Source organism: Patulibacter minatonensis DSM 18081, assembly GCF_000519325.1.
GTDB lineage: Bacteria > Actinomycetota > Thermoleophilia > Solirubrobacterales > Solirubrobacteraceae > Patulibacter > Patulibacter minatonensis.
On record NZ_KI912613.1, the window covers coordinates 5,263,344 to 5,287,744 of the forward strand.

Below are 24,401 nucleotides of genomic sequence, written 5' to 3' on the forward strand. Positions count from 1 at the left end.
CGCTCCGGGCTGCCGGCGGGCACGGACCTCAGTCCTGGAGGGCGAGCTCCGCGTCGGTCTCGTCGGCCGACTCGTCCTCGTCGTCCGCCTCGTCCTCGGCGGCGGCCGCGGCGGCGGCGGCGTGGGCGGCGAGGGCGATGGCCTGCGGCGAGCCCTCGGCGGGCGGGGCGAGGATGCCGTCGAGGTACTCCTCGGCCTCGTCCTCGGTCTTCTCGAGCGCGTACATGAGCTCGGAGGCGAGCACCTTCTTGGTACGCGTGAACATCTGCTTCTCGCCCGTCGAGAGGCCCTTCTCGTTCTCGCGCGTGGCGAGGTTGCGGACGACCTCGGCCAGCTCGTAGATGTTGCCGGTCTTGATCTTCTCGCGGTTGTGCTTGAAGCGCCGGTTCCAGTTCTTCGGCATGTCCGTGCACGGACCCTCGAGCACGCCGAGGACCTTGCGGACCGTGTCCTCGTCGATGACCCGGCGCAGCCCGACCGCGTTGGCCTGGTCGCACGGGACGTGGACCGTCATGTCGTTGTGCAGGATCCGGATCCGCAGGTACTCGCGCTCCTCGCCGAGCACGGTGCGCGGAGCACGGGACTTCACGACTCCCGCACCGTGGTGCGGGTACACGACGTTGTCTCCGACCTGGAAGTCGCAGTCGGTGCTGATCGGGATCTCGAACAGATCGTCGTCGATGGTCTCAGTCATGTGGTCCCTCCTGGGATGGGCCGCGCTCGGGCGCGGCGGAACGATCGCCTTCGGCAGGCGCGACGCGGTGAGGCGTCACGTCTGCAGGTAGCGATCGACGAGGTTGATCTCCTGCAGGCGGCGAAGGCCCTCGCGGATGTCCTTCGCCCGGATCTCGCCGACGCCCGGCACCGATTCCAGCTCGGTGTCGGTTCCGACGAGCAGCTCGTCCAGGCCACCGAACCGTTCGATGATCTGTTGGACGACGAGCTTGGGGAGGCGCGGGATGCGCCCCAGCACCCGGTGCCCGCGAGGGCTGACCGGGTAGTCCAGCGTGTTGAGCTTCCGGTTGAAGCCGAGGAGCTCGGCGAGTCGACCGAAATCGAGAAGATCGGGGTGCGGGAGCCGCGGCAGGAGGTCGAGCGCCTCGGCCACCGCCTCCTCGCCGGGGTCCGTGGAGTAGTCGCGCACGAGCGCGGCCTTCTCCCCCGCCGTGCCGACGGTGGTCTCCTCGAGCTGCATCTCGATGAGCCGGCCGTCGGTGCCGAGCTCGACGATGTAGCGCTCGATCTCGACCGCCATGCGGGAGACGAGCTCGGCGCGCTGGAGCACGGTGAGGACGTCGTGCAGCGACGCGCCCCCCTCGAACTCGAGCGCCGAGAGGCGGGTGGAGACCTGGTCCAGGCGGGCGCGGTACTTGTCGAGCGTCGCCAGCGCCTGGTTCGCCTTCGCGAGGACCACCGGGATCTGGTCGAGCTGGTACCGCATGCCGTCGACGTAGAGGGAGACGACCTCGCGGCGCTGCGAGACGGCGATCACGAGCGCGGCGGTCTGCTTGCTGACGCGCTCCGCGGTGCGGTGCCGGGTGCCGGTCTCCTGCGTGAGGATCGTGGGATCCGGCACGAGCTGGACGTTCGCCATCGCGATCTTCGTCGCGTTGGCGTTCAGCGTGATCGCGCCGTCCATCTTCGCCAGCTGGTAGAGCAGCGCCGGCGTGTAGTCGATGTCCAGGCGGATGCCGCCCGAACAGAGGTGCGTGATCTCCTCGGGCTCACCGATGGCCAGGAGCCCACCGGTGTGCGCGTTCAAGATCGAATCGATGCCCTCCCGCAAAGCGGTACCGGGCGCAATCATCTCGAGCGCCTTCACCAGCCGGGGTTCCTGACGACCTTCGAGTTCTTGGAACTCTTCGCCGGGGCGCTGGACCATCGCAACGATTGTATCAAGGTCGTAGCCGTTGCTCGACGGTCGTTTTGGGTGGGCGAACACGTTCGCTCACGGTCGCCGAAGACCCCGTTTCCCGCGTCCACGGGCGGTCCCGGCCCCGTCACGGCGGACGGACGGGCGCGAGCGGCCTTCCGGGCGGGAGCCGCGTGTCCGTTCCTGATCGGTCAGGTCGAACGCTTCGGCAACGCCGCGCGGAGGGCCTCCCGGAGCGTCGCGTGCCGCTCCGGGGCGATGACGTCCCGCAGCCCGAACTTGCGGGCCTCGGCGAGCCTCCGATCGGCGTGGCCGACGCCCCGGAGCTCCCCGGTCAGCCCGACCTCGCCGAAGCACGCGACCGGGAGGTCCGCCCCGGCGTCGCCGCCCGGGACGATCCCGCGGGCGGCGGAGGCGACCGCGAGGGCGACGGCGAGGTCGGCCCCCGGCTCGTCCGCCCGGACGCCGCCGACGACGTTGACGAACACGTCGTGCGTGCTCGTCGACAGCCCGGCGTGCCGCCCCAGCACGGCGAGCACCAGGGCCAGGCGGTTGCGGTCGATCCCGTTGCAGACGCGACGCGGCGGCACGAGCTCGCTCGGGGAGACGAGCGCCTGGACCTCGACGAGCAGTGGCCGGGAGCCCTCCATGGCGCAGAGCACCACCGACCCGGCCGCCTTCGTCGCCTCGCCCACGAACCGCGCCGACGGGTCCAGGACCTCGACGAGGCCGACGCCGCGCATCTCGAAGACCCCGGCCTCGTTCGTCGAGCCGAAGCGGTTCTTGCTCGCGCGGAGCGTCCGGTACGTCCGCTCGCGCTCGCCCTCGAACTGCAGCACGCAGTCCACGAGGTGCTCGAGGACGCGGGGACCCGCGAGCGAGCCCTCCTTCGTCACGTGGCCCACGAGCACCGTCGCGACGTCCAGGCGCTTGGCGACCTCCATCAGGCGCCCCGCGACCTCCCGCACCTGGCCGACGGACCCCGGGGCACCCGTCAGGTCCGGGTCGTGCATCGTCTGGACCGAGTCGATGACGCAGACCTCGGGGCGCAGCTCCTCGATCGTCGCGATCACCGTGGCGAGGTCGGTCTCCGCGAGGATCGGGACGTCGAGCGCGGCCTCGAGCCCCCGCGGGTCGTGCGACCCGATCCCGGCGGCGACGTCCTCCGCCTTCGGTGGCGCCGCGAGCCGCTCGGCGCGCAGCCGGACCTGCGCGGCCGACTCCTCCCCGGAGACGTAGAGCGTGCGCGTCCCCGCACCCTCGAGGTGCCCGAGGACGGTGTTCAGGAGCGTCGACTTGCCGATGCCCGGCGAGCCGCCGAGCAGGACGAGCGACCCGGGCACCAGGCCGCCGCCGAGCACGCGGTCGACCTCCCCCAGCCCCGTCCGCAGCCGTGGCACGCTCGGGGCGCTGACGTCCCGGAGCCGGGTCGGGACGCCCGCCGGCACGCCCCCGCGGGCCTTGGCGGAGGGGCCGGCGGCGGGTGCGGTGCCGCCACGTCCTCCCGTCGGTCGGTTCGCGCGCTCCTCGGTGATCGTGCCCCACGCGCCGCACCCCGGGCACTGGCCGAGCCAGCGCGGGGACTCGTGGGCGCAGGCGGTGCAGACGTGGACGGTCGCGGCACGGGCCATGGACGGGGCAACGCTACGCCCGCGACCGGCGGACGGTCCAGCCCGCTCCCGTGCCGATCCGGTGACGATCCACCGTCGACCGGCCGCCGCCAGGCCCGTCAGCCCGTGGCGTCGAGCGCGCGGACGAGGTCGGCGACGACGTCGCCCGGCGTCTCCAGCCCGGCGGAGAAGCGGATGTACCCGGGGCCGACCTGCCCGTCGCCGAAGCGGTCGCGCCGCTCGGCCGTCGAGTGCATGCCGCCGAAGCTCGTGGCCTCTGCCACGAGCTCCAGCGTCGCGAGGAAGCGCTTGGCGCGGGCCATCGACCCGAGGTCGAACCCGACGACGCTGCTGAACCCGGGGTACCGGACGTCCTCGAGGTCCTCGCGGGCCGCGAGGGTGCCGTGGACGGCCACGGCCACGGCCTCCTGGCGTCGGAGGCGCACGTCGAGCGTCCCGAGCGAGCGGTGCGCCAGCCAGATCTCGAACGGTCCCGGGACGGCACCCGCGAGGGTCCGCCACCGCCGGAGCTGCTCCACGAGGTCCGCGTCCGTGCCCGACACGTGGCCGAGGATGAGGTCGCTGTGCCCCGTGAGGTGCTTGGAGTCCGAGGAGACCACGAGGTCCGCCCCGAGGTCGAGCGGCCGCTGCCGGAGCGGCGTCGCCAGCGTGTTGTCGACCACCACGCGGGCCCCGGCCTCCTGGCACGCCGCGATCGTCGCGCCGAGCTCCAGGACCTGGAGTCCCGGGTTCGCCGGCGTCTCGATCCAGACCAGGGCGGCGCCCTTCGCCGCGCGGCGGATCGCCTCGTCGGTCGTCGGCACCGTCCGGACCCCGACGCCGCGGGTGGCGAGGTGCTCGCGGGCGTACTGGAGCACGCCGGGATACCCGTCGTTCGGCGCGACGAGGAGGTCGCCGGGACCGAGGAGCGTCTGGAGGACGGCCGTCGCCGCAGCCATCCCGGATGCGAAGACGACCGACCGGCCCCCGTCGAGCGTGGCGAGCGCCTGCTCGTAGCGCTCGAACCCGGGGTTGCTCATCCGCCCGTACAGGTGCGGTGCGTCGCCGACGTCCCCGGCGGCGTGGTACGGGCCCGCGAAGACCGGGCCGCGGAGGAACGGCTCGCCCTGGACGGGGGCGGCGATCCCGGCGGTCACGACCTGCGTCGCGAGACCCAGGACGTCGCCCTGCGCCGGTGCGGGCTCCGGGTCCGCCTGCGGGCGGGCGTCGGGCTCCGCGCGCCGGGCCCGGGCGGGCGCGGGCCGGGCCTCGGCGTCGCGCCCCCCCGTGGACGAGGTCGGCGCCGCGCTCGCGGCCGACGACGGCCGAGGACGACCCGATGGCACGCGATCCGGGGCGGACGCCTCGTCGGGCGACCGCCGGGGAGCCGGCCGGTCGCCGTCCGGCGTCGCGGCGTTCCCGCCACCGCGCGCCGCGGCGATGCGCTCGCGCTGCTGGTCGAGCCGGGCCCGTGCGGCTGCGGCGAGCCCCTTGGGCAGGACCCCGGCCTCGCCCTTGACCCAGGCGTCGCCCGTCGGCTCGTCCTGCTCGTCGCTCACGAGCGGCCCCCGGTGGGACGCACGTCGGCGCCGGACCGGCGCGGTCGCAGGGATGGCTTGCGGATCACGCGCCGTAGCCTAACGACCGAGGGCGGGGCCGAAGGCCCGCCCTCGCGGTCGTCACACGGGTGTCCGGCGGGCGATCAGGCGTCCGAGGCCGCGACGTCGTCCGCGGAGCCCTCGGCGGGCTTCTCGTCCGTCGCGGCGTCCTCGTCCGTCGCGCCGACCGTGGCGGGCACGGGGACGGCACCCTCGACGATCGAGAGCACGACCTTCTCCTCGGCGTCCTCGTCCGGGTTCACGTCGACCTTCACGAGCGCGTTCGGCGGGACCTGGTTGGCCAGCACGAAGTCCGCGAGCGGATCCTCGATGTAGCGCTGGATCGCCCGGCGGAGCGGACGGGCGCCCATGGCGGGATCCCAGCCCTTCTCGACCAGGAGGTCCTTGACGCCGTCCGACAGCTCGAGCGTGAGCTCGCGATCCTTCAGCGACTTGCGGACGCGATCGATCATCAGCTCGACGATCGTCGTGATCTGCGGCTTCGTCAGCTTGTGGAAGACGATGACCTCGTCGATGCGGTTCAGGAACTCGGGCTTGAAGGCCTTCTTGAGCTCACCGGTGACCCGCTGCTTCATGTCCTCGTACGTGATGGCCTCGTCCTCGTCGCCGAGCTGGAAGCCCAGCGGCGTCGACTTGGCGATCTCGGACGCGCCGATGTTCGACGTCATGATCACGATGGCGTGCCGGAAGTCGACCGTGCGGCCCTGGGAGTCGGTCAGGCGACCGTCCTCCAGGATCTGCAGCAGCAGGTTGAAGACGTCCGGGTGAGCCTTCTCGATCTCGTCGAGCAGCAGCACCGAGTACGGCTTGCGCCGCACGGCCTCGGTCAGCTGGCCGCCCTCGTCGTACCCGACGTAGCCCGGGGGCGAGCCCACGAGCCGCGAGACGGCGTGCTTCTCCATGTACTCGGACATGTCGACGCGGACCATCGCGTCGGCGTCGCCGAACAGGAAGTTGGCCAGGGACTTGGCGAGCTCCGTCTTGCCGACGCCCGTGGGGCCGGCGAAGATGAACGAGCCCGTCGGGCGCTTCGGATCCTTCAGGCCGGCGCGGGAGCGCCGGATGGCCTTCGAGACGACCTTGACGGCCTGCTCCTGGCCGACGACGGCCTCGTGGAGCTCCTCCTCCATGCGCATCAGGCGGCGCGTCTCGGCCTCCGTCAGCTTGAAGACGGGGATGCCGGTCCACATCGAGACGATGTCGGCGATCTCCTCCTCGCCGATGGAGAGGCGCGGCTGGTCGCCCTCGCCCTGCTCCCACTTCTCGACGAGCTCGCGCTTCTTCTGCACGAGCTTGCGCTCCTCGTCGCGCAGCGACGCGGCGGTCTCGTACTCCTGGGCCTCGATCGCCGCGTCCTTCTTGCGACGGGCCTCGGCGATCTGCTCCTCGACCTCCTGGAACACCGGCGGCGAGCTCATCGAGCGGATGCGCTTGCGCGACGCAGCCTCGTCGACGAGGTCGATGGCCTTGTCCGGCAGCTGGCGGTCGGAGATGTAGCGGTCGGCGAGCTCGACGGCGGCCTCGAGGGCCTCGTCGGTGATCTCGATCTTGTGGTGCTGCTCGTAGCGGTCGCGCAGGCCCTTCAGGATCTGCACGGCCTCCTCCGTCGACGGCTGCTCGACGCGGACCTGCTGGAAGCGACGCTCCAGCGCGGAGTCGCGCTCGAGGTACTTGCGGTACTCGTCGATCGTCGTCGCGCCGATGGTCTGCAGCTCGCCACGGGCCAGCGCGGGCTTCAGGATCGAGGCGGCGTCGATCGCACCCTCGGCGGCGCCGGCGCCGACGAGGTTGTGGATCTCGTCGATGAAGAGGATGACGTCGCCCTTGTTGGCGATCTCCTTCATCACCTTCTTGAGGCGCTCCTCGAACTCACCGCGGTACTTCGACCCGGCGACCAGGGCGGCGAGATCGAGCGTGTAGATCTGCTTGTCGCGCAGGAGCTCCGGCACCTCGCCGGAGGAGATCTGCTGGGCGAGGCCCTCGACCACGGCCGTCTTGCCGACGCCCGGCTCGCCGATCAGCACCGGGTTGTTCTTGGTGCGCCGCGAGAGGATCTGCATGATCCGCTCGATCTCCTTCTCGCGCCCGACGACCGGGTCGAGCTTGCCCTCGGCGGCGAGCTTCGTCAGGTCGCGACCGAACTGGTCGAGGACCTTCGAGGAGCGCTTCTGGGGCGTGCCCTCCGCGGTCTGGCCTGCGCCGGAGACCGACGAGCCCGCCGTCTGCCGCCGGCCACCCGGGCCGGACAGCATGCGGATGACCTCGTTGCGGATCTTCTCCGAGTCGGCGTCGAAGTCGAGGAGGATGCGGGCGGCGACGCCCTCGTTCTCCCGGACCAGGCCGAGCAGGATGTGCTCGGTGCCGATGTAGTTGTGGCCCAGGCTCAGCGCTTCGCGCAGCGCGAGCTCGAGGACCTTCTTGGCGCGGGGCGTGAACGGGATCTGGCCGGACGTGACCTCCTCACCCGACCCGACGATCCGCACCACCTGCGCGCGGACGCGCTCGACGGTGATGTCGAGGCTCTCCAGCACGCGCGCTGCGAGCCCCTCCTCCTCGCGCAACAGACCGAGGAGGATGTGCTCCGTCCCGATGTAGTTGTGCTTGAGCGTCCGCGCCTCTTCCTGGGCGAGAACGACTACCTGCCTGGCTCGTTCTGTGAATCGCTCGAACATCCCTGGGTCCTTCCGTGGCTCGAGAAGAATCCTACCAGTGGCCCAACCGGACCCCTCCAGGCTCCCTGTCTTCAACAGGTTCTACGGCACCTCGCGGCGGACGGATGCGCCAGGGCGTACGAAGACCGACCGGATGTCCAGGCCATCCGTACGACGCGCGTTGACGCGCCCGTCCGCCCGGACGCCCGTCCCGGCGCCGGACCCCGGGCATCGTGGCACGCCCGTCGTCCGCCGTCACGGCACGAGCGGCCGGCCCGGTGCCGGGTCGCGGCAGGACTCGAACCGGACGACCACCGACTTCGACGTCGGCGTGTTGCTGCCCTCCGCGACGCTGTCGAGCGGGATCAGCGAGTTCGTCTCGGGGTAGTACGCGGCGGCGCACCCGCGGGCCGTCGGGTAGCCCACGAGCTTGAAGCGCGGCGCCCGGCGCTCCACGCCGTCCCGCCAGACGGAGACGAGGTCGACGACCGCGCCGTCCTCGAACCCGAGCCGGTCCAGGTCCTCCGGCCGGACCAGCACGACGCGGCGGCCGGCCTTGATCCCCCGGTAGCGGTCGTTCAGCCCGTAGACGGTCGTGTTGTACTGGTCGTGCGAGCGCAGGGTCTGCAGCAGCAGGTGCCCGTCGGGGACGACGATCGGGTCGAGGACGTTGACCGTGAGGCGCGCCTTCCCGGTCGCCGTCTCGAACCGCCGCTCGTCGCGCGGCGGGTGCGGCAGCTGGAACCCCTCGGGCCGCTGGGCGCGCGTCCCGTAGTCGTCGAACCCGGGGACGACCGCCTCGATCTGGCGGCGGATCAGGTCGTGGTCGTCGGCCATCGCCTCCCACGGGAGGTCCTCCGCGCGGCCGGTCGGCGTGCCGAGCCCGCGGTCGCCGTCGACGCCCGAGTCGTGGCCGTCCGGCATCGACGAGCTCCCGGACGGCGTGTGGTGGCCCTCGGCCTCGCCGCGCTGCGTCGGGGGACCGAACACGGCCCGCGCCAGCCCGCAGACGATCCGCGTCTCGCTGCGAAGCTCGCGCGACGGCGGCTCGAGGTGCCCGTGCGAGGCGTGCACGACGCTCATCGAGTCCTCCGTCGTGACGAACTGCGCCGTGCCCCGTCGCGGGCCGTCGGGGACGACGTCGCGGTCGGTGCGCCCGAGGGTCGGGAGGATCAACGCCTCGCGACCGGTGACGAGGTGCGAGCGGTTGAGCTTCGTCGAGACCTGCACGGTGAGCCGTGCGCGCCGGAGCGCGGCCTCGGTGACCTCGGTGTCCGAGACGGCGGAGGCGAAGTTGCCGCCGAGGGCGAAGAAGACCTTCAGGCGCCCGTCGCGGAAGGCCCGGACGCTGTCGACGACGTCGAGGCCGTGCTCGCGCGGGGGCTCGAACCCGAGGGCCTCCTGCAGGCGGTCCAGGAACGCCTCGGGCGGCTGCTCCCAGATGCCGACGGTGCGGTTGCCCTGCACGTTGCTGTGGCCGCGCACCGGGCAGAGGCCGGCGCCCGGGCGGCCGACGTTCCCGCGCAGCAGGAGGAAGTTCACGACCTCCTGGATGATCGCCACCGACTGCCGGTGCTGGGTCAGCCCCATCGCCCAGCAGACGACGATCCTCTCCGCCGGGAGGACCAGCGCCATCGCCTCGTCGATCTCCGCGCGGGTGAGGCCGGTCTCGTGCTCGAGGTCCGCCCAGTCCAGGCCGCGGAGGTGGGCCTCGAGCTCGGCGAAGCCGTCGGTGTGGGTCGCGATGAACTCGTGGTCGAGCACCGGCGGACGGCCGGCGGCGCGTGCCTCGTCGTCGGCCTCGAGGAGCAGGCGCGAGAAGGCCTGGAAGAGCGCGCCGTCGCCGCCGAGGCGGAGCTGGACGAGGAGGTCCTGGAGGTGCGTGCCGCGGCCGGCGAGCTCGAGCGGGCGCTGCGGGTTGTCGAACCGCTGGAGCCCGGCCTCGGGGAGCGGGTTGACCGCCATGATCTTCGCGCCGGCCTCCTTCGCCTCCTCGAGCGAGATCAGCATCCGCGGGTGGTTCGTCCCCGGGTTCTGGCCGGCGACGATGATGAGGTCGGCCTCCGGCAGGTCGCTCATCGAGACGCTGCCCTTGCCGATCCCGATCGTGTCGCCGAGCGCCTTGCTCGTCGACTCGTGGCACATGTTCGAGCAGTCGGGGAGGTTGTTCGTGCCGAACGCGCGAACGAACAGCTGGTACGCGAACGCGGCCTCGTTGCTGGCGCGGCCGGACGTGTAGAACGTCGCCTCGTCCGGCGAGTCCAGGGCGCGGAGCTCCCGAGCGATCACGCCGAACGCCTCGTCCCAGCCGATCGGCACGTAGTGGGTCGCGTCCGGCGCGAGGTACATCGGCTCGGTCAGCCGGCCCTGCTGCTCGAGCCAGTGCCCCGTGCGGCCGCGCAGGTCCTCGACGCTGTGCCGGGCGAAGAGCTCGCGGGAGGCCCGCATCCTGGTGGCCTCGTTGGCGACGGCCTTCGCGCCGCTCTCGCAGAACTCGATCGGGCCGGCGCCTCCCTCGGGCTCCGGCCACGCGCAGCTCGGGCACTGGAAGCCCTTCGGCTGGTTGATGCGCAGCAGCGTCGCGGCGGAGCGCGTCACGCCCAGGTGGCGCATGCCCTGCTTCGCGATCGACCACGTCGCGCCCATGCCGACGGCGTGGTCCTTCGGCGGTCCCACCCGAAGCCCGGCGTCGTCCTGCGCGACGTCGTGGTCGCGGTCGGTCCGGCCGCGCCGCGGCAGCTGCGGGAGCTTCCGGCCGGGGCGACCACGGAAGACGGGGGTGCCGGTCCGACGCGTGCTCACGCGACCGAAGGTACCCCCTGGTGCGCGGGATCAACCGCCGGTCGACCGGGCGTACGCCGTGTTGGCGCCGCCCCGCTCGGCCGGGTCAGTCGCGCATCGTCGGGAAGAGGACGACCTCGCGGATCGTGCTGCGTCCCGTCATGCAGATGACCAGGCGGTCGATGCCCAGGCCGAGGCCGCCGGTCGGCGGCATGCCCTGTTCGAGCGCCTCGACGTAGGACTCGTCGTACTGCTGGGCCTCGTCGTCGCCCTGGAGCTCGAGGCGCGCCTGCTCCTCGAAGCGCCGGCGCTGCTCGTCCGGGTCGTTCAGCTCGGAGAACGCGTTGGCGATCTCCATGCCGAGCGCGAAGGCCTCGAAGCGCTCTACGAGGCCGGTGTCCTCGCCCGTCGCGGTGCGCTTGCGCTTCGCGAACGGCGAGAGCTCGACGGGATAGTCGAACAGCATCGTGGGCTGCTGCAGCTTCGGCTCGACGTCCTTGGACAGCAGGTCGTCGACGAGCTGCGGCCACGTGCGGTCGTCGGGGTGCACGTCGGTGCGGTCCGACGCGCGGATGACGGCGGCGAGCTCCTCGGCGCTGCGGTGCGCGAGGACGTCGATCCCGGTCTCCTCCTCGATCGCGCCCGCCAGCGTCTTGCGCGCCCACGGCTCGGTCCAGCGGATGGGGCTGGGGGGGACCATGTCCTCGATGGCGCGGGCGACGTGCTGCACGCAGGCCTCGAGGCGGTCCGCGGCGTCCTCGACGTCCGCGTAGGCCTCGTACCACTCGAGCATCGTGAACTCGGGGTTGTGCTTGTGGGAGATGCCCTCGTTGCGGAAGTTCTTGCCGAGCTCGTAGACGCGCTCGAGGCCGCCGACGATCAGCCGCTTGAGGTACAGCTCGGTCGCGATCCGCAGGTAGAGGTCGCGGCCCAGCGCGTTGTGGTGCGTCGTGAACGGCCGGGCCAGGGCACCGCCGTAGAGCGGTTGCAGCACCGGGGTCTCGACCTCGAGGAAGCCCTCGCCGTCGAGGAAGCGGCGGATCTCCGACACGATCCTCGAGCGGGTGACGAAGGCCCTGCGGGTGTCCTCGTTGCCGATCAGGTCGAGCTCGCGGCGGCGCTGGCGGACCTCCTGGTCCTGCAGGCCGTGGTGCTTGTCGGGCGGCGGCCGAAGGGACTTCGCCAGGACGGTGACCGCCTCGACGCGGAGCGTGAGCTCGCCGCGCCGCGACATGAACGCGGTGCCGTCGATGCCCAGGAGGTCGCCGAGGTCGACGTCGTCGAGGAGCCGCGACATGACCTCGGGGCCCAGGACGTCGAGCTTCGCCTGCAGCTGGATCCGGCCCGAGCGGTCGTCGAGGTCCAGGAAGGCCATCTTCCCCTGGCCGCGGCGGGCGCGGAGACGTCCCGCGATGCGGTGACGGTCCTCGGTCTCCGCACCGTCCTCGAGGCCGGCGTGGCGCTCGCGGACGCCGGCGATCGGCTCGACGTCGTCGAAGTCGTGCGGGAACGGGTCGACACCCGCGGCGCGCAGGCGGTCGAGCTTCGCGCGGCGGACGGCGAGGAGGTCGGTGCCGTCCTCCGCCGCCGTCGCGGCGTCGGGCGTGGTGTCGGTCATGCGGCCGGGAGGGGCGGCGGGGGCGCGGCGATCTCGCTCAGCGCGAGATGCCGACGACCTCGAGGGTGCGCGTCTTGCCGTTGGGCAGCGCGACCTTGACGGTGGCGCCCTTGGGCTGGCCGAGCAGCGCCTTGCCGACGGGCGACTCGTTGGAGAGCTTGTTCTCCGCGGGATCGGCCTCGGCAGAGCCGACGATCGCGTACTCCTTGGTCTTGCCCTTCTCGTCCTTCACCGACACGCGGGTGCCGATCTGGACGGCGTCCGTCGTCAGCGACGACTCGTCGATGACGGACGCGGAGCGGAGCTGCTCCTCGATCTCGAGGATGCGGCCCTCGATCATGCCCTGCTCGGTCTTCGCGTCGTCGTACTCGGAGTTCTCGGAGATGTCGCCGAACTCGCGAGCCTCCTTGATGCGCTCCGCGACCTCGCGACGCTTGACGGTCGAGAGGTGGTCCAGCTCCTTCTTGAGCTTGTCGAGACCCTCGTGGGTGAGGATGACGTCCTTGGGCAACGTGGGGACCTTTCGCCTTCGTCGCCCGTGCAGGGCGTCGGCGGGAGTGTTTCTGGCGTCGATCCGCGACCGGCCGCCTATCGAGCGCGGCAGTATAACGGCGTCCCGCGACAATGCGACCGCGGCCGGGGAGTCGCCGTCGATCGTCCGTCCGGCGCCGGGACGATCCGGGGCCCCGACGGGCGATGCGGGTCCGGCGTGCGGGGCCGCGACCGGCACCCCGGAGGGCCGCCCGCGACGCGCCGGACCGGATCCCCGACGCCCGGCGGTGCGACCGTGGGGGACGACCGGGCCGGTCAGGCCGCGACCGGGGCGTCGGCGACGGCGGTGCGCACCAGCGCCCGGGCCGCCTCGATGTCCTCGGAGCTCTGCAGCGCCGCCTGCAGGACCTTGTCGGGGAGGACCCGCGCGCCGTCACCGGACGTCGCCGACGCGGCCTCCGCCAGGCGCTCGACGTACCAGGGGTAGTGCTTGCGCAGGTAGCGCCCCGCGCGCTCGGTGCCGAGGTGCTCGATCGTGCGGTCGAGCACCCACTCGAACTCCGCCAGGACCTCGTCCGCCGTCGGCGGGACGTCGTCGCGCAGCCCGAGCAGCGACGAGAACAGCCACGGGTTGCCCAGGGCGCCGCGGGCGAGCATCACCGCGGCCGGCCCGACCTGCTCGTAGGCCGCGAGGGTGCCCGCGTCGTCGTGCAGGCCGCCGGAGAGGACGACCGGGACGGGCAGCTCCTGCACGAGCCGGGCGGCGAGCTCGTAGTCCGGGGTGCCCTTGTGGTGGACCTGGGCGGAGCGCGGGTGGAAGCCGATCGCGGCGACCCCGGCCTCGTCGACGAGGCGGGACGCGAGCGCGTAGCCGTCGGCCTCGCCGTCTTTCTTCGTCGCGGAGCGGAGCTTCACCGTGACCGGCAGCCCGGAGCCCTCGGCGGCGGCGCGCGCGACGGCGACGGCGGTGTCCGGATCCTTCAGCATCGCCGCGCCGGCGCCGGTCTTGACGACCTTCGGCACGGGACAGCCCATGTTCAGGTCGATGACGTCGACCGCGACGTGCTCGGCGACGTAGGCCGCGGCGGAGCGCATGACCTCGGGGTCCTGCCCGAACAGCTGGATGGCGACGGGGCCGCCGGCGCGCTCGGCGGACTCGAACCGCAGGAGGTCGCGGAGCGTCTTCTCGTTGCGGTGGTGGATCGCGAACGAGGAGACCATCTCCGACACCGCGTAGCCCGCGCCGTAGCGCTTGGCCTGCAGGCGGACGACCCAGTTGCCGATGCCGGCCAGCGGCGCGAGCGTGACCCGGTTGGGCACGGTGAGACCGCCGAGGGTCCAGGAGTCGGTGAGCGGCGCGGCTGCCATGGACGCTCCAGGGTACCGCGGCCCGCCCCGCTCCTCCTCAGCGCTCGTCGGGGTCCTGCGGGGTGGGGAACTTCTGGTCGATGAGCTCGATGCGGTAGCCGTCGGGGTCCTGGACGAAGGCGATCAGCGGGAGGTCCTCGCGTCCGCCGGGGTGGAACGCGGGCTTCTCGGGCTCGACGCCCAGCTGGGCCTTCAGGTTGGCCAGCAGCTGCTCGAGGTCGTCGACGACCAGGGCGATGTGGTTGTAGCCGTCGCCGAGGTCGTAGGGCTCCTCGCGCCCGTCGTTGACGGTGAGCTCGAGCTTGTCGCCGTCGCCCGGCAGCCCGAGGTACACGTTGTAGGCGGTGTCGAAGTTCAGCCGACCGCGATGCTCGAAGCCGAGCGCCTCGTAGAACCGCACGGAGGCGGCGATGTCGCGGACGCGGACGCAGGTGTGGACGAGGTGGGAGGCCATGGCCCCACGCTATCGGGGTCCGGCGCCGGCCCCGGTCGCGACGGTGGTCACGAGTTGCGCTCGTGGAGCAGCCGGAGACCGGTCAGCGTCAGCAGGTCGTCGACCTCGTCGATCGTCCGGCAGTGCGGGACGATGCTGCGCGCCAGCCCACCCGTCGCGATCAGGTCGATGTCGCGTCCGAGCTCGTCCATCAGGCGCTCGCAGATCGCGTCGACGCCGCCGGCGAACCCGTAGATGACGCCGGAGCGGATGCCCTCGACGGTGCTCTTGCCGATCAGCTGGCGCGGGGCGATCAGGTCGATGCGGGGCAGCGCGGCGGCGCGCGCGGTGAGGGCCTCGAGCGAGATCTCGACGCCGGGGCTGATGATGCCGCCGAGGTACTCGCCGTCCGCCGAGACCGGGTCGTAGGTGATCGCGGTGCCGAAGTCGACGACCACGCAGGCGCCCTGGAAGCGCTCGTAGGCCGCGACGGCGTTGACGAGGCGGTCGGCCCCGATCTCCCGCGGGTTGTCGTAGCGGAGCGCCATCCCGGTCTTGATCCCCTGCCGGACCACGACCATCTCGTGGTCGAGGTAGCGGTCCGACATGCCACGCCACTCGTCCGCGAGCTGCGGCACGGTCGACGAGACGATCGACGCGGAGATGTCCGAGGTGTGGATCCCGCGGAGCTCCAGGAGGTTGCTGAGCTTGGCGCCGAGCTCGTCCGCGGTCGACTGCCTGACGGTCGCGAAGCGCCAGTGCTCCACCAGCTCGGTGCCGCGGAAGGCCCCGAAGTGGGTCTGGGTGTTGCCGACGTCGACGACGAGGAGCATCTCGTGGAGTATCACCCGCCCCTATGCTCGGCGCATGCCGGCCTCCCTGTTCGTCGTCCACGGGTCCCATCCGTGCGCCACCGTCGAGCGTGCGCTGCACCTCAAGGGCGTGGACCACCAGGTCGTCGAACTGCCGCCCGCGGCCCACGCCCCGGTGCAGAAGCTGCTGTTCGGGCGCCGGACCGTCCCGGGGCTGCGCCTCGCGGACGGCGAGCGCCTGACCGGCTCGCGGGCGATCCTGCGCCGGCTCGACGAGCTGCACCCGACGCCCGCGCTCCTGCCGGCCGACGCCGGCGCCCGCCGGCGGGTGCTCGAGGCCGAGGCGTGGGGCGACGACGTGCTGCAGCCGATCCCCCGGCGGGTCCTGTGGTACGCGCTCGACCAGGTCCCGACGGCGATCCCCACGTTCCAGGAGCACTCGAAGCTGCCGCTGCCGGCCGCGGTCCGACCGCTGCTGACGCCGGCGATCGTCGCGGTCGAGCGGCGGATGAACCGGGCGACCGACGCCGGCGTGCGGGCCGACCTCCGCGACCTGCCGCGGCACCTCGACCGGATCGAGTCGTGGCTGCGGGACGGCACGCTCGGCGGGTCGGTCGAGAACGCCGCCGACCTCCAGATCGCCGCGTCGCTGCGGCTCCTGATGACGATGGAGGACCTCGCCGGACCGCTCGGCGCCCGGCCGGCCGGGGCGCTCGCGAACCGGGTCTTCCCCGCGTGGGACGGGCACGTCCCCGCGGGCGCGTTCCCCGAGGAGTGGCTCTCGGCGCTGCGGGGCTGACCGCGACGAGGCCCGGAGGTCCGCGGACCAGGTTCCGGCGGCAGCGCCGGCGGGCCGCTCAGCCGCGCAGGACGAGCTCGCCGAGATCCTCGAGCGCCGGTCCGGGGACCGCACGCTGGAACCGCAGGGTGCCGCGACGCCCGTCGAGCTCGAGCCACGCGAGCTGGTTGTCGAACCAGGGCCCCCGCTCGCGCCGCCAGCCGACGGGCGGATCCGGGACGCCCGCCGCGCGACCGAGGAGCCGGGCGGCGCCCCACGCCGCCCGCGTGTGGAGCGTCTTGATCAGGCGGCGTTGCCCCGGCGGCAGCGGGTTGCGGTACGGCGAGCAGACGGCCTGCAGGACCGGGCTGCGCGGCGGGCCGCCGGCGGGGAAGCCGACGCGGTCGACGTAGGCGTGGTGGACGTCGCCGGAGAGCAGGACCACGGACGCCGGTGCCGTCCCGAGCCGGCCGGAGGCGACGTCGTCGAGGAGCTCGGTCATCTCGCCGAACGAGCGGCCGAACGCCGACCAGTGCTCGAGGTCCGCCGCGCGTCGGGCCTGCTCGACCTTCCGGCCGACCCACGGGCCCCAGGCCCCGGCGGCGAGCGCCTCGGACGCCGCCTCGATCCAGTGGATCCCGTGCCCCACGAAGACGGGGACCGAGGTGGCGAGGAAGAGGTGGTCGTGGTCGCCGGCGCACTGCTCGCGCACCCAGGCCCACTCCTCGCGGTCGACCATCCGGCGGTCGCGGTCCTCGCCGCCCAGGTCGCGCGCCGCCCGGGAGTCGACGACGACGATCCGGGTGCCGCAGAGGTCCCGCACGTAGCTCCACCGGAAGGTCGACGGGTCCTCGTCCGCGGCGGTGGCCACCTCGCGGAGCAGGGGGAGCACGTCGCCGTCGTGGGCCACGACGCGGGCGTGCAGGTCGTCCTCGTCGATCGCCTCGGGCGAGAGGTTGCCGAGGTGCTGGTAGACCCAGTACGACGCCAGCGCCCCGACGACGCGCTCGTGCCACCACGGCTTGTCGGCGAACTCGGCCCGCCACGCCCGCGAGGTGTTCCAGTCGTCGTGGACGTCGTGGTCGTCGAAGACCATCGCGCTCGGCACCGTCGAGAGGAGCCAGCGGATCGGGGGGCTGCCCCAGGCGTCGTGGTACAGCCAGGTGTACTCCTCGAAGTCCGCGATCTGGTCCTCGGGGGCACCACGGCGGTCGTCGTCGCGGTGCTCGATCCGCTCCCGGATGACCGGCGGGATGTCGTCCGCGTAGACCTGGTCCCCGAGCCACATCAGGAGGTGCGGCAGCTCCTCGGCCGGCCCGTCGCGCAGCGATTCGGCGAGCGCGTGGATCGCGTCGATCCCGAACGCCTCGTCGTCGGTGCCCGGCGGCTGGTCGAACGGGTCCTTGTGCGGACGCGAGACGCGGCAGGAGCCCCAGGCCACCCGCAGCTCCTCGCCCGGATCGACCGTGCAGATCGCCGGTGCGGGATACGGGTCGTCGGCGTGGGGCCACACGAGCTCGCCGTCGAGCGACACGCCGTAGCGGGTGACCGATCCGTGCTCGAGCCCCTCGACGCGGATCAGCGCGAAGTGGTGGTGGGCGACCTCGAAGGTGCGGCCGACGTGGCCGAGGATCTCGACCTCGCAGGGCACGTCCGTCTCGACCCAGACCGTCGCCGAGTCCGCGTCGACGTGCCGGAGCAGCGGCCCGAGGACGAGCTGCGGGCCGGGCATCTCAGCCCGCCGCGGAGACGTCGAGCGGGTCGCCGGACCGGCGCACGCCCTCGTCGAGCGGGAGCCGCTCGAGGCGCTCCATCAGGCGCGTGCCGTCGGGCAGCGCGAGGTCCAGGTCCAGCTCGAGCAGGGGCACGAGGACGAACCTACGCTCCGCGACCTGCGCGTGGGGCAGCGTCAGCCGCTCGGACGAGTAGGGGGCGTCCCCGAGCAGCAGCAGGTCGACGTCGATCGGTCGCGGCCCGTGGCGGACGTAGTCGGGCGCGGTGACGTCGGTGGTGCGGCCGTGCTCGCGCTCGACGGCCTTGCACGCGTCGAGGAGCTGCTCCGGGGCCAGCGCCGTCGCGATCCGCACGCAGGCGTTCAGGAAGTCCGGCTGGTCGAGCACGTCGCCGACGGGGTCGGTGTCGTAGGTCGCCGACGACGCGAGGACCCGGACGCCGTGGCGCCCGAGGGCGTCGACCGCGGTCTGCAGCTGGAGCCGGCGGTCGCCGACGTTCGTGCCGAGCCCGAGGTACCCGAGGGCCTCCCCCGCCCGGAGCGCGACGGAAGCCGTCATGCGACCGGCGCCAGGAGCGCGAGCTGTCGGGAGTGCGCGAGGAGCGTGCCGTCGGGCAGGAACAGCGTGGCGTCCTCCTCCACGAGCCCGCCCTCGGCCGTGGTCGACCGGTAGCGGCCGAGCACCGGTGCGGCCGGCAGACCGCCGGACGGGAGGTCGGCCCGGAAGTGGATCGTCAGGTCGATCGTGGGCAGCGCCGCGGGCCGCGAGACCGCCTCGAACGACGGCGGCCACCAGAAGTCGGTCAGCTGGGCCACGTAGGCGGCGTCGATCTGCTGGTCCTCCGGGGAGCCGATCCAGCCCCCGGTCTCCACGGCCGCGCCGTCGCGGGGCATGCGGCCGGAGAACGGCAGGCCGCCCAGTCGCGGCGACATCCGCAACTGGCTCGTGATCGGCGGCATGCCCTCGAACGGGGCGATCCAGGCGGCGGCGTCGCGACGGTAGTCGGCCATCGGGACCGCCGGGGCGTCCGGGGCCGGTGGCGGCCCGGCGTCCGGCAGGGCCGGGGCCCACGTCGCGGCGGCCTCGAGGCCGGGGACGGCGAGCGCGGCGATGGCGACCATCACCTCGCGGTCGTCCTGCAGCACCGTCACGGTCGCCGTGGCCGTCCGCCGGCCCGCGCGGAGCACCCGGACGTCGAGCTGCAGCGGCCCGACCTTCGGGCCGCGGAGGTAGTGGATCGTCAGCGACCGCAGGCGCCGCTCGCCGGCGGGCGCGAGCTCGGCCTCGACGGCGCGGACGACGATCGCCGCGAGGTAGCCGCCGTTCGGGCCGGTCGGGGCGTCCCACCCGGCGTCGACGTGCGCCGCGTACCGGCCGTCGACCGCCGGGTCGCGGCGGACGGCCGTCGCCCGCGAGAAGACGGTGCCCGCGAGCGCGTGCGGGTCCGGGCTCAACCGCCGTCCCCCGCGCGCCAGAGCTCGACCGAGACCTCCTCCACCGCCAGCGGGATCGGCGGCTCGGGCTTCGTGCACTTGACCCAGACCTCCTCGGCGCCGTAGTCGGCGACGACGCGGTCGGCGATCGCGGCGCAGAGCCGCTCGAGCGTCTTGTAGGAGCGCTGCTGGGCGACGAGGGCGACGAGCTGGCAGACCTCGCCGTAGTCGATCGTGTCGGCGACGCGGTCGGTCACGACGGCGTCGCAGTCGACGACCGCCATCCGCAGGTCGACGAGGAGCCGCTGGCCGATCTCGCGCTCGGCGGCCGAGACGCCGTGGTGCGTGTAGAGCGACAGGCCGCGGATCTCGACCGTGACCTCGTCGCGCTCCTCGCCGTCGAGCTCGTCGAGGTCGTCATCGTCGTCGTCCTCGTCGGCGTCCGCGTCGAGGTCCGGGACGTCGGCGTCGCCGTCCCGTGGGTCGGACCGGCGACCGCACCGCGCGTCCGGGTCCCGCGGGGCCCCGGTGTCCTCTCCGTCGTCGGAGGGGCGCTCGTCGCGTTCGTCATCCATGGCGCGCCACGCTAGCACCGGTGTCCTCGCGACCCGGGGCCACCACGTGGGCGGCGACGGCGAGCGCGTCGTGGACGGCGCCGACGTCGTGGACCCGGAACACGCGGGCGCCGGAGGCCAGCGCCAGCACGTTGGTCGCGATCGTCCCCGCCAGCCGCTGGCGGGGGTCGTCGCGCCCCGTCAGGCGCCCGAGGAAGCTCTTCCGCGACGTGCCGACGACGACGCGCGGGCCGATCGCGACGATCTCGTCCAGCCGCCGCAGGAGCTCGAGGTTGTGGTCCTGCGTCTTCGCGAAGCCGATGCCGGGATCCACGTCGATCCGCTCCAGGGGGACGCCGGCCGCGACCGCCACCTCGATGCGGCCCTCGAGGAACGCCCGGACGTCGTCGACCACGTCGTCGTAGCGCGCCTGGGACTGCATCGTCCGCGGGTCGCCCTGCATGTGCATGAGGCAGCACCGCGCGCCGTGCTCCACGACGACGCCGAGCATCCCGGGGTCGGACCGGAGCGCGGAGACGTCGTTGACGTAGGTCGCCCCGGCCTCCAGGGAGGCGCGGGCCACCGACGCCTTCGTCGTGTCGACCGACAGGACCGCGCCGGGCACCGCCGCCACGAGGCCCGCGACGACCGGCACCACGCGACGGAGCTCCTCCTCCGCGTCGACGGCCGGGGCCCCGGGGCGGGTGGACTCGCCGCCGACGTCCAGGATCGTCGCGCCGGCGGCCGCGAGCTCGATGCCGTGGCGCACCGCCGCGTCGGTGTCGAACCACTCCCCGCCGTCCGAGAACGAGTCCGGCGTGACGTTGACGATCCCCATGACGGCGAAGGGCGCGGGCATCGGGCGAGCCTACGGCGCCCGTCCCCCGTGCCGCGTCCCCGCGCCGCGGAGGACGTTCAGCGCACCCCGAGCTCGAGCATGCGGTCGGCGGCCCGCGGCGCGATGGTGGGCCACGGGAGGTGGGCCGCCATGGCGAGGGCGTCGGCGACCGGCGCAACGTCGTGGACGCGGAAGATCGTGGCGCCGTGCTGGAGCGCGACGACCGCGGTCGCGATCGCGGCGCCGAGGTGCTGCGCGGGGTCGTCGCGGCCGGTCAGGTGGGGCACGAAGCCCTTGCGGGACGTCCCGACCATCACCGGGCAGCCGATCGTCGTGAACTCGCGCAGGCGTCGCAGCACCTCCAGGTCCTGCTCGGGCGTCTTCGAGAAGCCGACGCCGGGGTCGACCGCGATCCTGGTGGGGTCGACGCCCGCCGTCACGGCCACGTCGACGCGGCGCTCGAGGAACCACCGCACGTCCTGGACCACGTCCTCGTACCGCGTGTGGCCCTGCATCGTGCGCGGGGTGCCCCGCATGTGCACCAGGCAGCAGCTCGCGCCGTGCTCGACGACCGCCGGGAGCATGTCCGGGTCGGACCGCAGCCCGGAGATGTCGTTGACGTGCGTGGCCCCCGCGGCCAGCGCGGCCCGGGCGATCACGGCCTTCGTGGTGTCGATCGAGACCACGGTGCCCGGCCGCTCGGCGACGAGCCCCTCGACGACCGGCACGATGCGCCGGATCTCGACCGCCGCGGGCACGTCGTGGTCCATGGCCGCGGTCGCCTCGGCGCCGACGTCGATCACGGCCGCCCCGGCGCCCGCCATCCGGACGCCGCGGGCGACCGCGGCGTCGACGTCGAACGGCGCGCCGTACTCGGACGGCGACGCGGGCGTGAGGTCGAGGACCCCCATCAGGGTGTACGGCGCAGGCATGGCGCGAAGCTAGGCGGGGTCGCGCGGCGCGTCACGCGGACTCGACGAACGGCCCACCCTGACCATGGACCATCGGGCGGTCCGTGGCCCGGGCGGCGCTCCCAGGACGACCGACGGCGGCCCGGAGGCCGCCGTCGTGACGATGCAGAAGGGCGCGCGGAGCGCCGCCGGATCAGGTCCGGCGCCACCCGCGGGCGCCGTCGCCGGCGTCCATCGCGGTGCCGAGGCCCGGACGGGGCAGCGGGCGCGGGGCGGGCCGCTCGGAGCGGGCCTCGTCCTCGGCCGCGGCCGGCAGGCCGGAAGCCGGGGCCGGCGGCTCGTCGTCGAAGACGTCGTCCTCGTGACGGCCCTCGAGCAGGGCGAGGAATTCGTCACGCTCGATGGTCTCGCGCCGGATCAGGATCTCGGAGATCGAGTTCAGGAGCTCGCGGTGGTCGTTCAGGATGTCGGTGGCGCGCTGGTGCGCGTCCTCGACGATCCGGCGGATCTCGTCGTCGATCTCGCGGGCGATCTCGTCCGAGTAGTCCGGCGTCGAGCCCATGTCGCGGCCCAGGAACGGCTGACCGGAGTCGTGCCCGAAGACCCGCGGCCCGAGGCGCTCGCTCATGCCGAAGCGCATGACCATCTGCTTGGCCGAGCCCGTGACCTTCTCGAGGTCGTTGGACGCGCCGGTGGTGATCTCGCCGAAGCAGATCTCCTCCGCCGCGCGGCCGCCGAGGGTCATCGCCATCTGGTCGAGCAGCTGCTGGCGGGTGGTGAGGAACGTGTCCTCCGCCGGCATCGAGATCGTGTAGCCCAGCGCCTGACCGCGGCCGACGACCGAGATCTTGTGGACCGGGTCGGCGTGCTCGAGGAAGTGGCCGACGAAGGCGTGCCCCATCTCGTGGTACGCCGTGATCTCGCGCTCCTTCTCGGACATCACGCGGGTCTTCTTCTCGGGACCGGCGATCACGCGCATGATCCCTTCCTCGAGCTCGTGCTGCCCGATCTGCTTCTTGCCCGAGCGGGCGGAGAGCAGCGCGGCCTCGTTCACGAGGTTCGCGAGATCGGCACCGGTGAAGCCCGGGGTCTGGCCGGCGAGGGCCTCGGTCTCGATGTCCGGCGCCAGCGGCTTGCCACGCGTGTGGACGTCGAGGATCTTGGCGCGGCCCTTGCGGTCCGGGCGGTCGACGACGATCTGGCGGTCGAAGCGGCCCGGGCGCAGGAGCGCCGGGTCGAGGATGTCCGGGCGGTTGGTGGCGGCGATCAGGATGATGTTGTCCGTCATCGTGAAGCCGTCCATCTCCACCAGGAGCTGGTTCAGCGTCTGCTCGCGCTCGTCGTGACCGCCACCCATGCCGGCGCCGCGGTGGCGACCGACGGCGTCGATCTCGTCCATGAAGATGATGCAGGGCGAGTTCTGCTTGGCCTGCTCGAAGAGGTCGCGGACGCGGCTGGCGCCGACGCCGACGAACATCTCGACGAAGTCCGAGCCGGAGATCGAGAAGAACGGCACCCCGGCCTCGCCGGCGACGGCGCGGGCCAGGAGGGTCTTGCCGGTGCCCGGAGGGCCGAAGAGCAGGACGCCCTTCGGGATCCGCGCGCCGAGCGCCTGGAACTTCTTCGGGTTCTCCAGGAACTCCTTGATCTCGTGGAGCTCCTCGACGGCCTCGTCCGCGCCGGCGACGTCGCGGAAGGTGATCTTCGGCGTGTCGGGCGACATCCTCTTCGCCTTCGACTTGCCGAACTGCATCACCTTCGATCCGCCGCCCTGGACGTTGTTCATGATCAGGAACCAGACGCCCAGGATCAGGACGAACGGGATGATGTAGATCAGGGCGCTCAGCAGGCCCGACGTCTTCGAAGACTTGATGTCGAACTTCGCGATCGTGCCGTCCTTCTTGGCGGCCGACAGCGTGTTCTGGACGGCGGCACCGGCGTCGGGGACGTACCCGACCTCGTACTTCTTGCCGTCGTTGGTCTTGACGTCGAGCGCGTTGTCCTTCGTCTTGATCGTCACGCTCTCGATCGACTTGGACGCCAGCTGCTCCGTGAACTGGCCGTAGGTGTACTTCTCGCGATTCTGATTCGAGAACAGCTGCTGCGCGAAGAACGCCAGCAACAGCACGATCAGGATGGGGAAGAGGGCGCTCTTGAAGAACCGGCTCATATGGGTGACCGACTGCGGTCCCCCTCACGATGAGCGAGGAGCGAAGCCGGGCGACTAGCGTAGCAACGCACCTGTAACCGGCGGGCCGGGTCGGTGTTCCCGGGTCCGCGGGTGGTCGTCCCCGCCCGTCTCAGCCCGCCGCGGCGATCGCCGCATCGGTCAGCGCGGCGACGTACGGGAGGTTCCGGTACCGCTGGTCGAGGTCGAGTCCGTACCCCACGGCGTAGCGGTCCGGCAGCTCGAACCCGGTGTACCGGATCGGCACTTCGACCTCCCGGCGGCTGGGCTTCGTCAGGAGCGAGCAGACCTCGACCGACGCCGGCCCGCGGGAGCGCAGGTTCCGCATCAGGTACTGCAGGGTCAGCCCGGAGTCGATGATGTCCTCGACGATCAGGACGTTCTTGCCCTCGATCGACCCGTCGAGGTCCTTGAGGATCCGGACGACGCCGCTGGAGCGCGTCGCGGAGCCGTACGACGAGACCGCCATGAAATCGACCTCGCACGGCACCGTCAGCTGCCGCATGAGGTCCGCGACGAAGAGCACCGCGCCCTTGAGCACGCAGACGATGAGGATCTCGCGACCCTCGTAGTCCCGGCTGATCTCCACCCCCATGTCGGCGATGCGGGCCTGCAGCTCGTCGGCCTGGATGAGGATCTCGCCGATGTTGGGGTCGCGCACGGGCCGGAGTCTAGAGCGCCACGAGTGGACGACCGGGTCCGCTCGGGA

General features: G+C 72.7%; 20 protein-coding genes. 1 reads left to right on the forward strand and 19 read right to left on the reverse strand.

The window, feature by feature from the left end; genetic code table 11:
* Window positions 1–28: 28 nt before the first annotated feature.
* The 11 genes from PATMI_RS33140 to PATMI_RS0124850 form a co-directional block, all read right to left on the reverse strand.
* Window positions 29–694 carry a CarD family transcriptional regulator gene (locus PATMI_RS33140; RefSeq protein WP_051472255.1) on the reverse strand — a complete coding sequence of 222 codons (666 nt, stop codon included), beginning with the start codon at window positions 692–694 and terminating at the stop codon, window positions 29–31.
* 75 nt (window positions 695–769) lie between these two features.
* On the reverse strand, window positions 770–1,882 hold the full coding sequence (gene disA / locus PATMI_RS0124805) for a DNA integrity scanning diadenylate cyclase DisA (protein WP_051472256.1): 1,113 nt from the start codon (window positions 1,880–1,882) through the stop codon (window positions 770–772).
* A gap of 182 nt (window positions 1,883–2,064) precedes the next feature.
* Window positions 2,065–3,504 (reverse strand): DNA repair protein RadA, encoded by a 1,440-nt coding sequence (gene radA / locus PATMI_RS0124810; RefSeq protein ID WP_036726397.1) that lies wholly within the window; start codon window positions 3,502–3,504, stop codon window positions 2,065–2,067.
* Window positions 3,505–3,602: 98 nt separating this feature from the next.
* Window positions 3,603–4,661 (reverse strand): PLP-dependent transferase, encoded by a 1,059-nt coding sequence (locus tag PATMI_RS0124815; protein WP_036729968.1) that lies wholly within the window; start codon window positions 4,659–4,661, stop codon window positions 3,603–3,605.
* Between the two features lie 524 nt (window positions 4,662–5,185).
* A complete protein-coding gene (locus PATMI_RS33145; RefSeq protein WP_036726400.1) occupies window positions 5,186–7,774 on the reverse strand; it encodes an ATP-dependent Clp protease ATP-binding subunit in 2,589 nt (862 codons plus the stop codon).
* A gap of 234 nt (window positions 7,775–8,008) precedes the next feature.
* Entirely contained in the window at window positions 8,009–10,399 is a 2,391-nt protein-coding gene (locus PATMI_RS0124825) for an FdhF/YdeP family oxidoreductase (RefSeq protein ID WP_084270431.1), read from the reverse strand.
* A 241-nt stretch (window positions 10,400–10,640) separates the two neighbouring features.
* On the reverse strand, window positions 10,641–12,152 hold the full coding sequence (gene lysS / locus PATMI_RS0124830; RefSeq protein WP_026912863.1) for a lysine--tRNA ligase: 1,512 nt from the start codon (window positions 12,150–12,152) through the stop codon (window positions 10,641–10,643).
* A 37-nt stretch (window positions 12,153–12,189) separates the two neighbouring features.
* Window positions 12,190–12,663 carry a transcription elongation factor GreA gene (gene greA / locus PATMI_RS0124835; protein WP_026912864.1) on the reverse strand — a complete coding sequence of 158 codons (474 nt, stop codon included), beginning with the start codon at window positions 12,661–12,663 and terminating at the stop codon, window positions 12,190–12,192.
* A 296-nt stretch (window positions 12,664–12,959) separates the two neighbouring features.
* A complete protein-coding gene (locus tag PATMI_RS0124840; protein WP_026912865.1) occupies window positions 12,960–14,012 on the reverse strand; it encodes a tRNA dihydrouridine synthase in 1,053 nt (350 codons plus the stop codon).
* 37 nt (window positions 14,013–14,049) lie between these two features.
* A complete protein-coding gene (locus PATMI_RS0124845) occupies window positions 14,050–14,466 on the reverse strand; it encodes a VOC family protein (protein ID WP_026912866.1) in 417 nt (138 codons plus the stop codon).
* A 47-nt stretch (window positions 14,467–14,513) separates the two neighbouring features.
* Window positions 14,514–15,278, reverse strand: a complete 765-nt coding sequence (locus tag PATMI_RS0124850; protein ID WP_026912867.1) for a type III pantothenate kinase — start codon at window positions 15,276–15,278, stop codon at window positions 14,514–14,516.
* 34 nt (window positions 15,279–15,312) lie between these two features.
* Between PATMI_RS0124850 and PATMI_RS33150 the strand changes: the two genes are divergently transcribed.
* Window positions 15,313–16,056 (forward strand): glutathione S-transferase family protein, encoded by a 744-nt coding sequence (locus PATMI_RS33150; RefSeq protein WP_036726401.1) that lies wholly within the window; start codon window positions 15,313–15,315, stop codon window positions 16,054–16,056.
* A 58-nt stretch (window positions 16,057–16,114) separates the two neighbouring features.
* On the opposite strand, the gene PATMI_RS0124860 is transcribed toward PATMI_RS33150, so the two are convergent.
* The 8 genes from PATMI_RS0124860 to hpt all read right to left on the reverse strand — a co-directional run bounded on the left by PATMI_RS0124860 (window position 16,115) and on the right by hpt (window position 24,353).
* Window positions 16,115–17,767 carry a DUF7800 domain-containing protein gene (locus PATMI_RS0124860; RefSeq protein ID WP_026912868.1) on the reverse strand — a complete coding sequence of 551 codons (1,653 nt, stop codon included), beginning with the start codon at window positions 17,765–17,767 and terminating at the stop codon, window positions 16,115–16,117.
* 1 nt (window position 17,768) lies between these two features.
* Window positions 17,769–18,326 (reverse strand): 2-amino-4-hydroxy-6-hydroxymethyldihydropteridine diphosphokinase, encoded by a 558-nt coding sequence (folK, locus tag PATMI_RS0124865; RefSeq protein WP_026912869.1) that lies wholly within the window; start codon window positions 18,324–18,326, stop codon window positions 17,769–17,771.
* Window positions 18,323–19,222 (reverse strand): thioesterase family protein, encoded by a 900-nt coding sequence (locus tag PATMI_RS0124870; RefSeq protein ID WP_026912870.1) that lies wholly within the window; start codon window positions 19,220–19,222, stop codon window positions 18,323–18,325. Before PATMI_RS0124870 ends, folK begins: the two co-directional genes overlap by 4 nt.
* A complete protein-coding gene (gene folB, locus PATMI_RS33155; protein ID WP_084270231.1) occupies window positions 19,219–19,776 on the reverse strand; it encodes a dihydroneopterin aldolase in 558 nt (185 codons plus the stop codon). Before folB ends, PATMI_RS0124870 begins: the two co-directional genes overlap by 4 nt.
* Window positions 19,769–20,614 (reverse strand): dihydropteroate synthase, encoded by an 846-nt coding sequence (folP, locus tag PATMI_RS0124880; protein WP_026912871.1) that lies wholly within the window; start codon window positions 20,612–20,614, stop codon window positions 19,769–19,771. The genes folB and folP (PATMI_RS0124880) overlap by 8 nt, the downstream gene beginning before the upstream one ends.
* Before the next feature lie 56 nt (window positions 20,615–20,670).
* The gene (gene folP / locus PATMI_RS33160) at window positions 20,671–21,525 is read right to left on the reverse strand and encodes a dihydropteroate synthase (RefSeq protein ID WP_051472257.1); all 855 of its coding nucleotides are present in this window, start codon (window positions 21,523–21,525) and stop codon (window positions 20,671–20,673) included.
* A gap of 172 nt (window positions 21,526–21,697) precedes the next feature.
* Window positions 21,698–23,674, reverse strand: a complete 1,977-nt coding sequence (ftsH, locus tag PATMI_RS0124890) for an ATP-dependent zinc metalloprotease FtsH (protein WP_026912872.1) — start codon at window positions 23,672–23,674, stop codon at window positions 21,698–21,700.
* A gap of 130 nt (window positions 23,675–23,804) precedes the next feature.
* Entirely contained in the window at window positions 23,805–24,353 is a 549-nt protein-coding gene (gene hpt, locus PATMI_RS0124895; RefSeq protein ID WP_026912873.1) for a hypoxanthine phosphoribosyltransferase, read from the reverse strand.
* Between the last annotated feature and the right edge of the window lie 48 nt (window positions 24,354–24,401).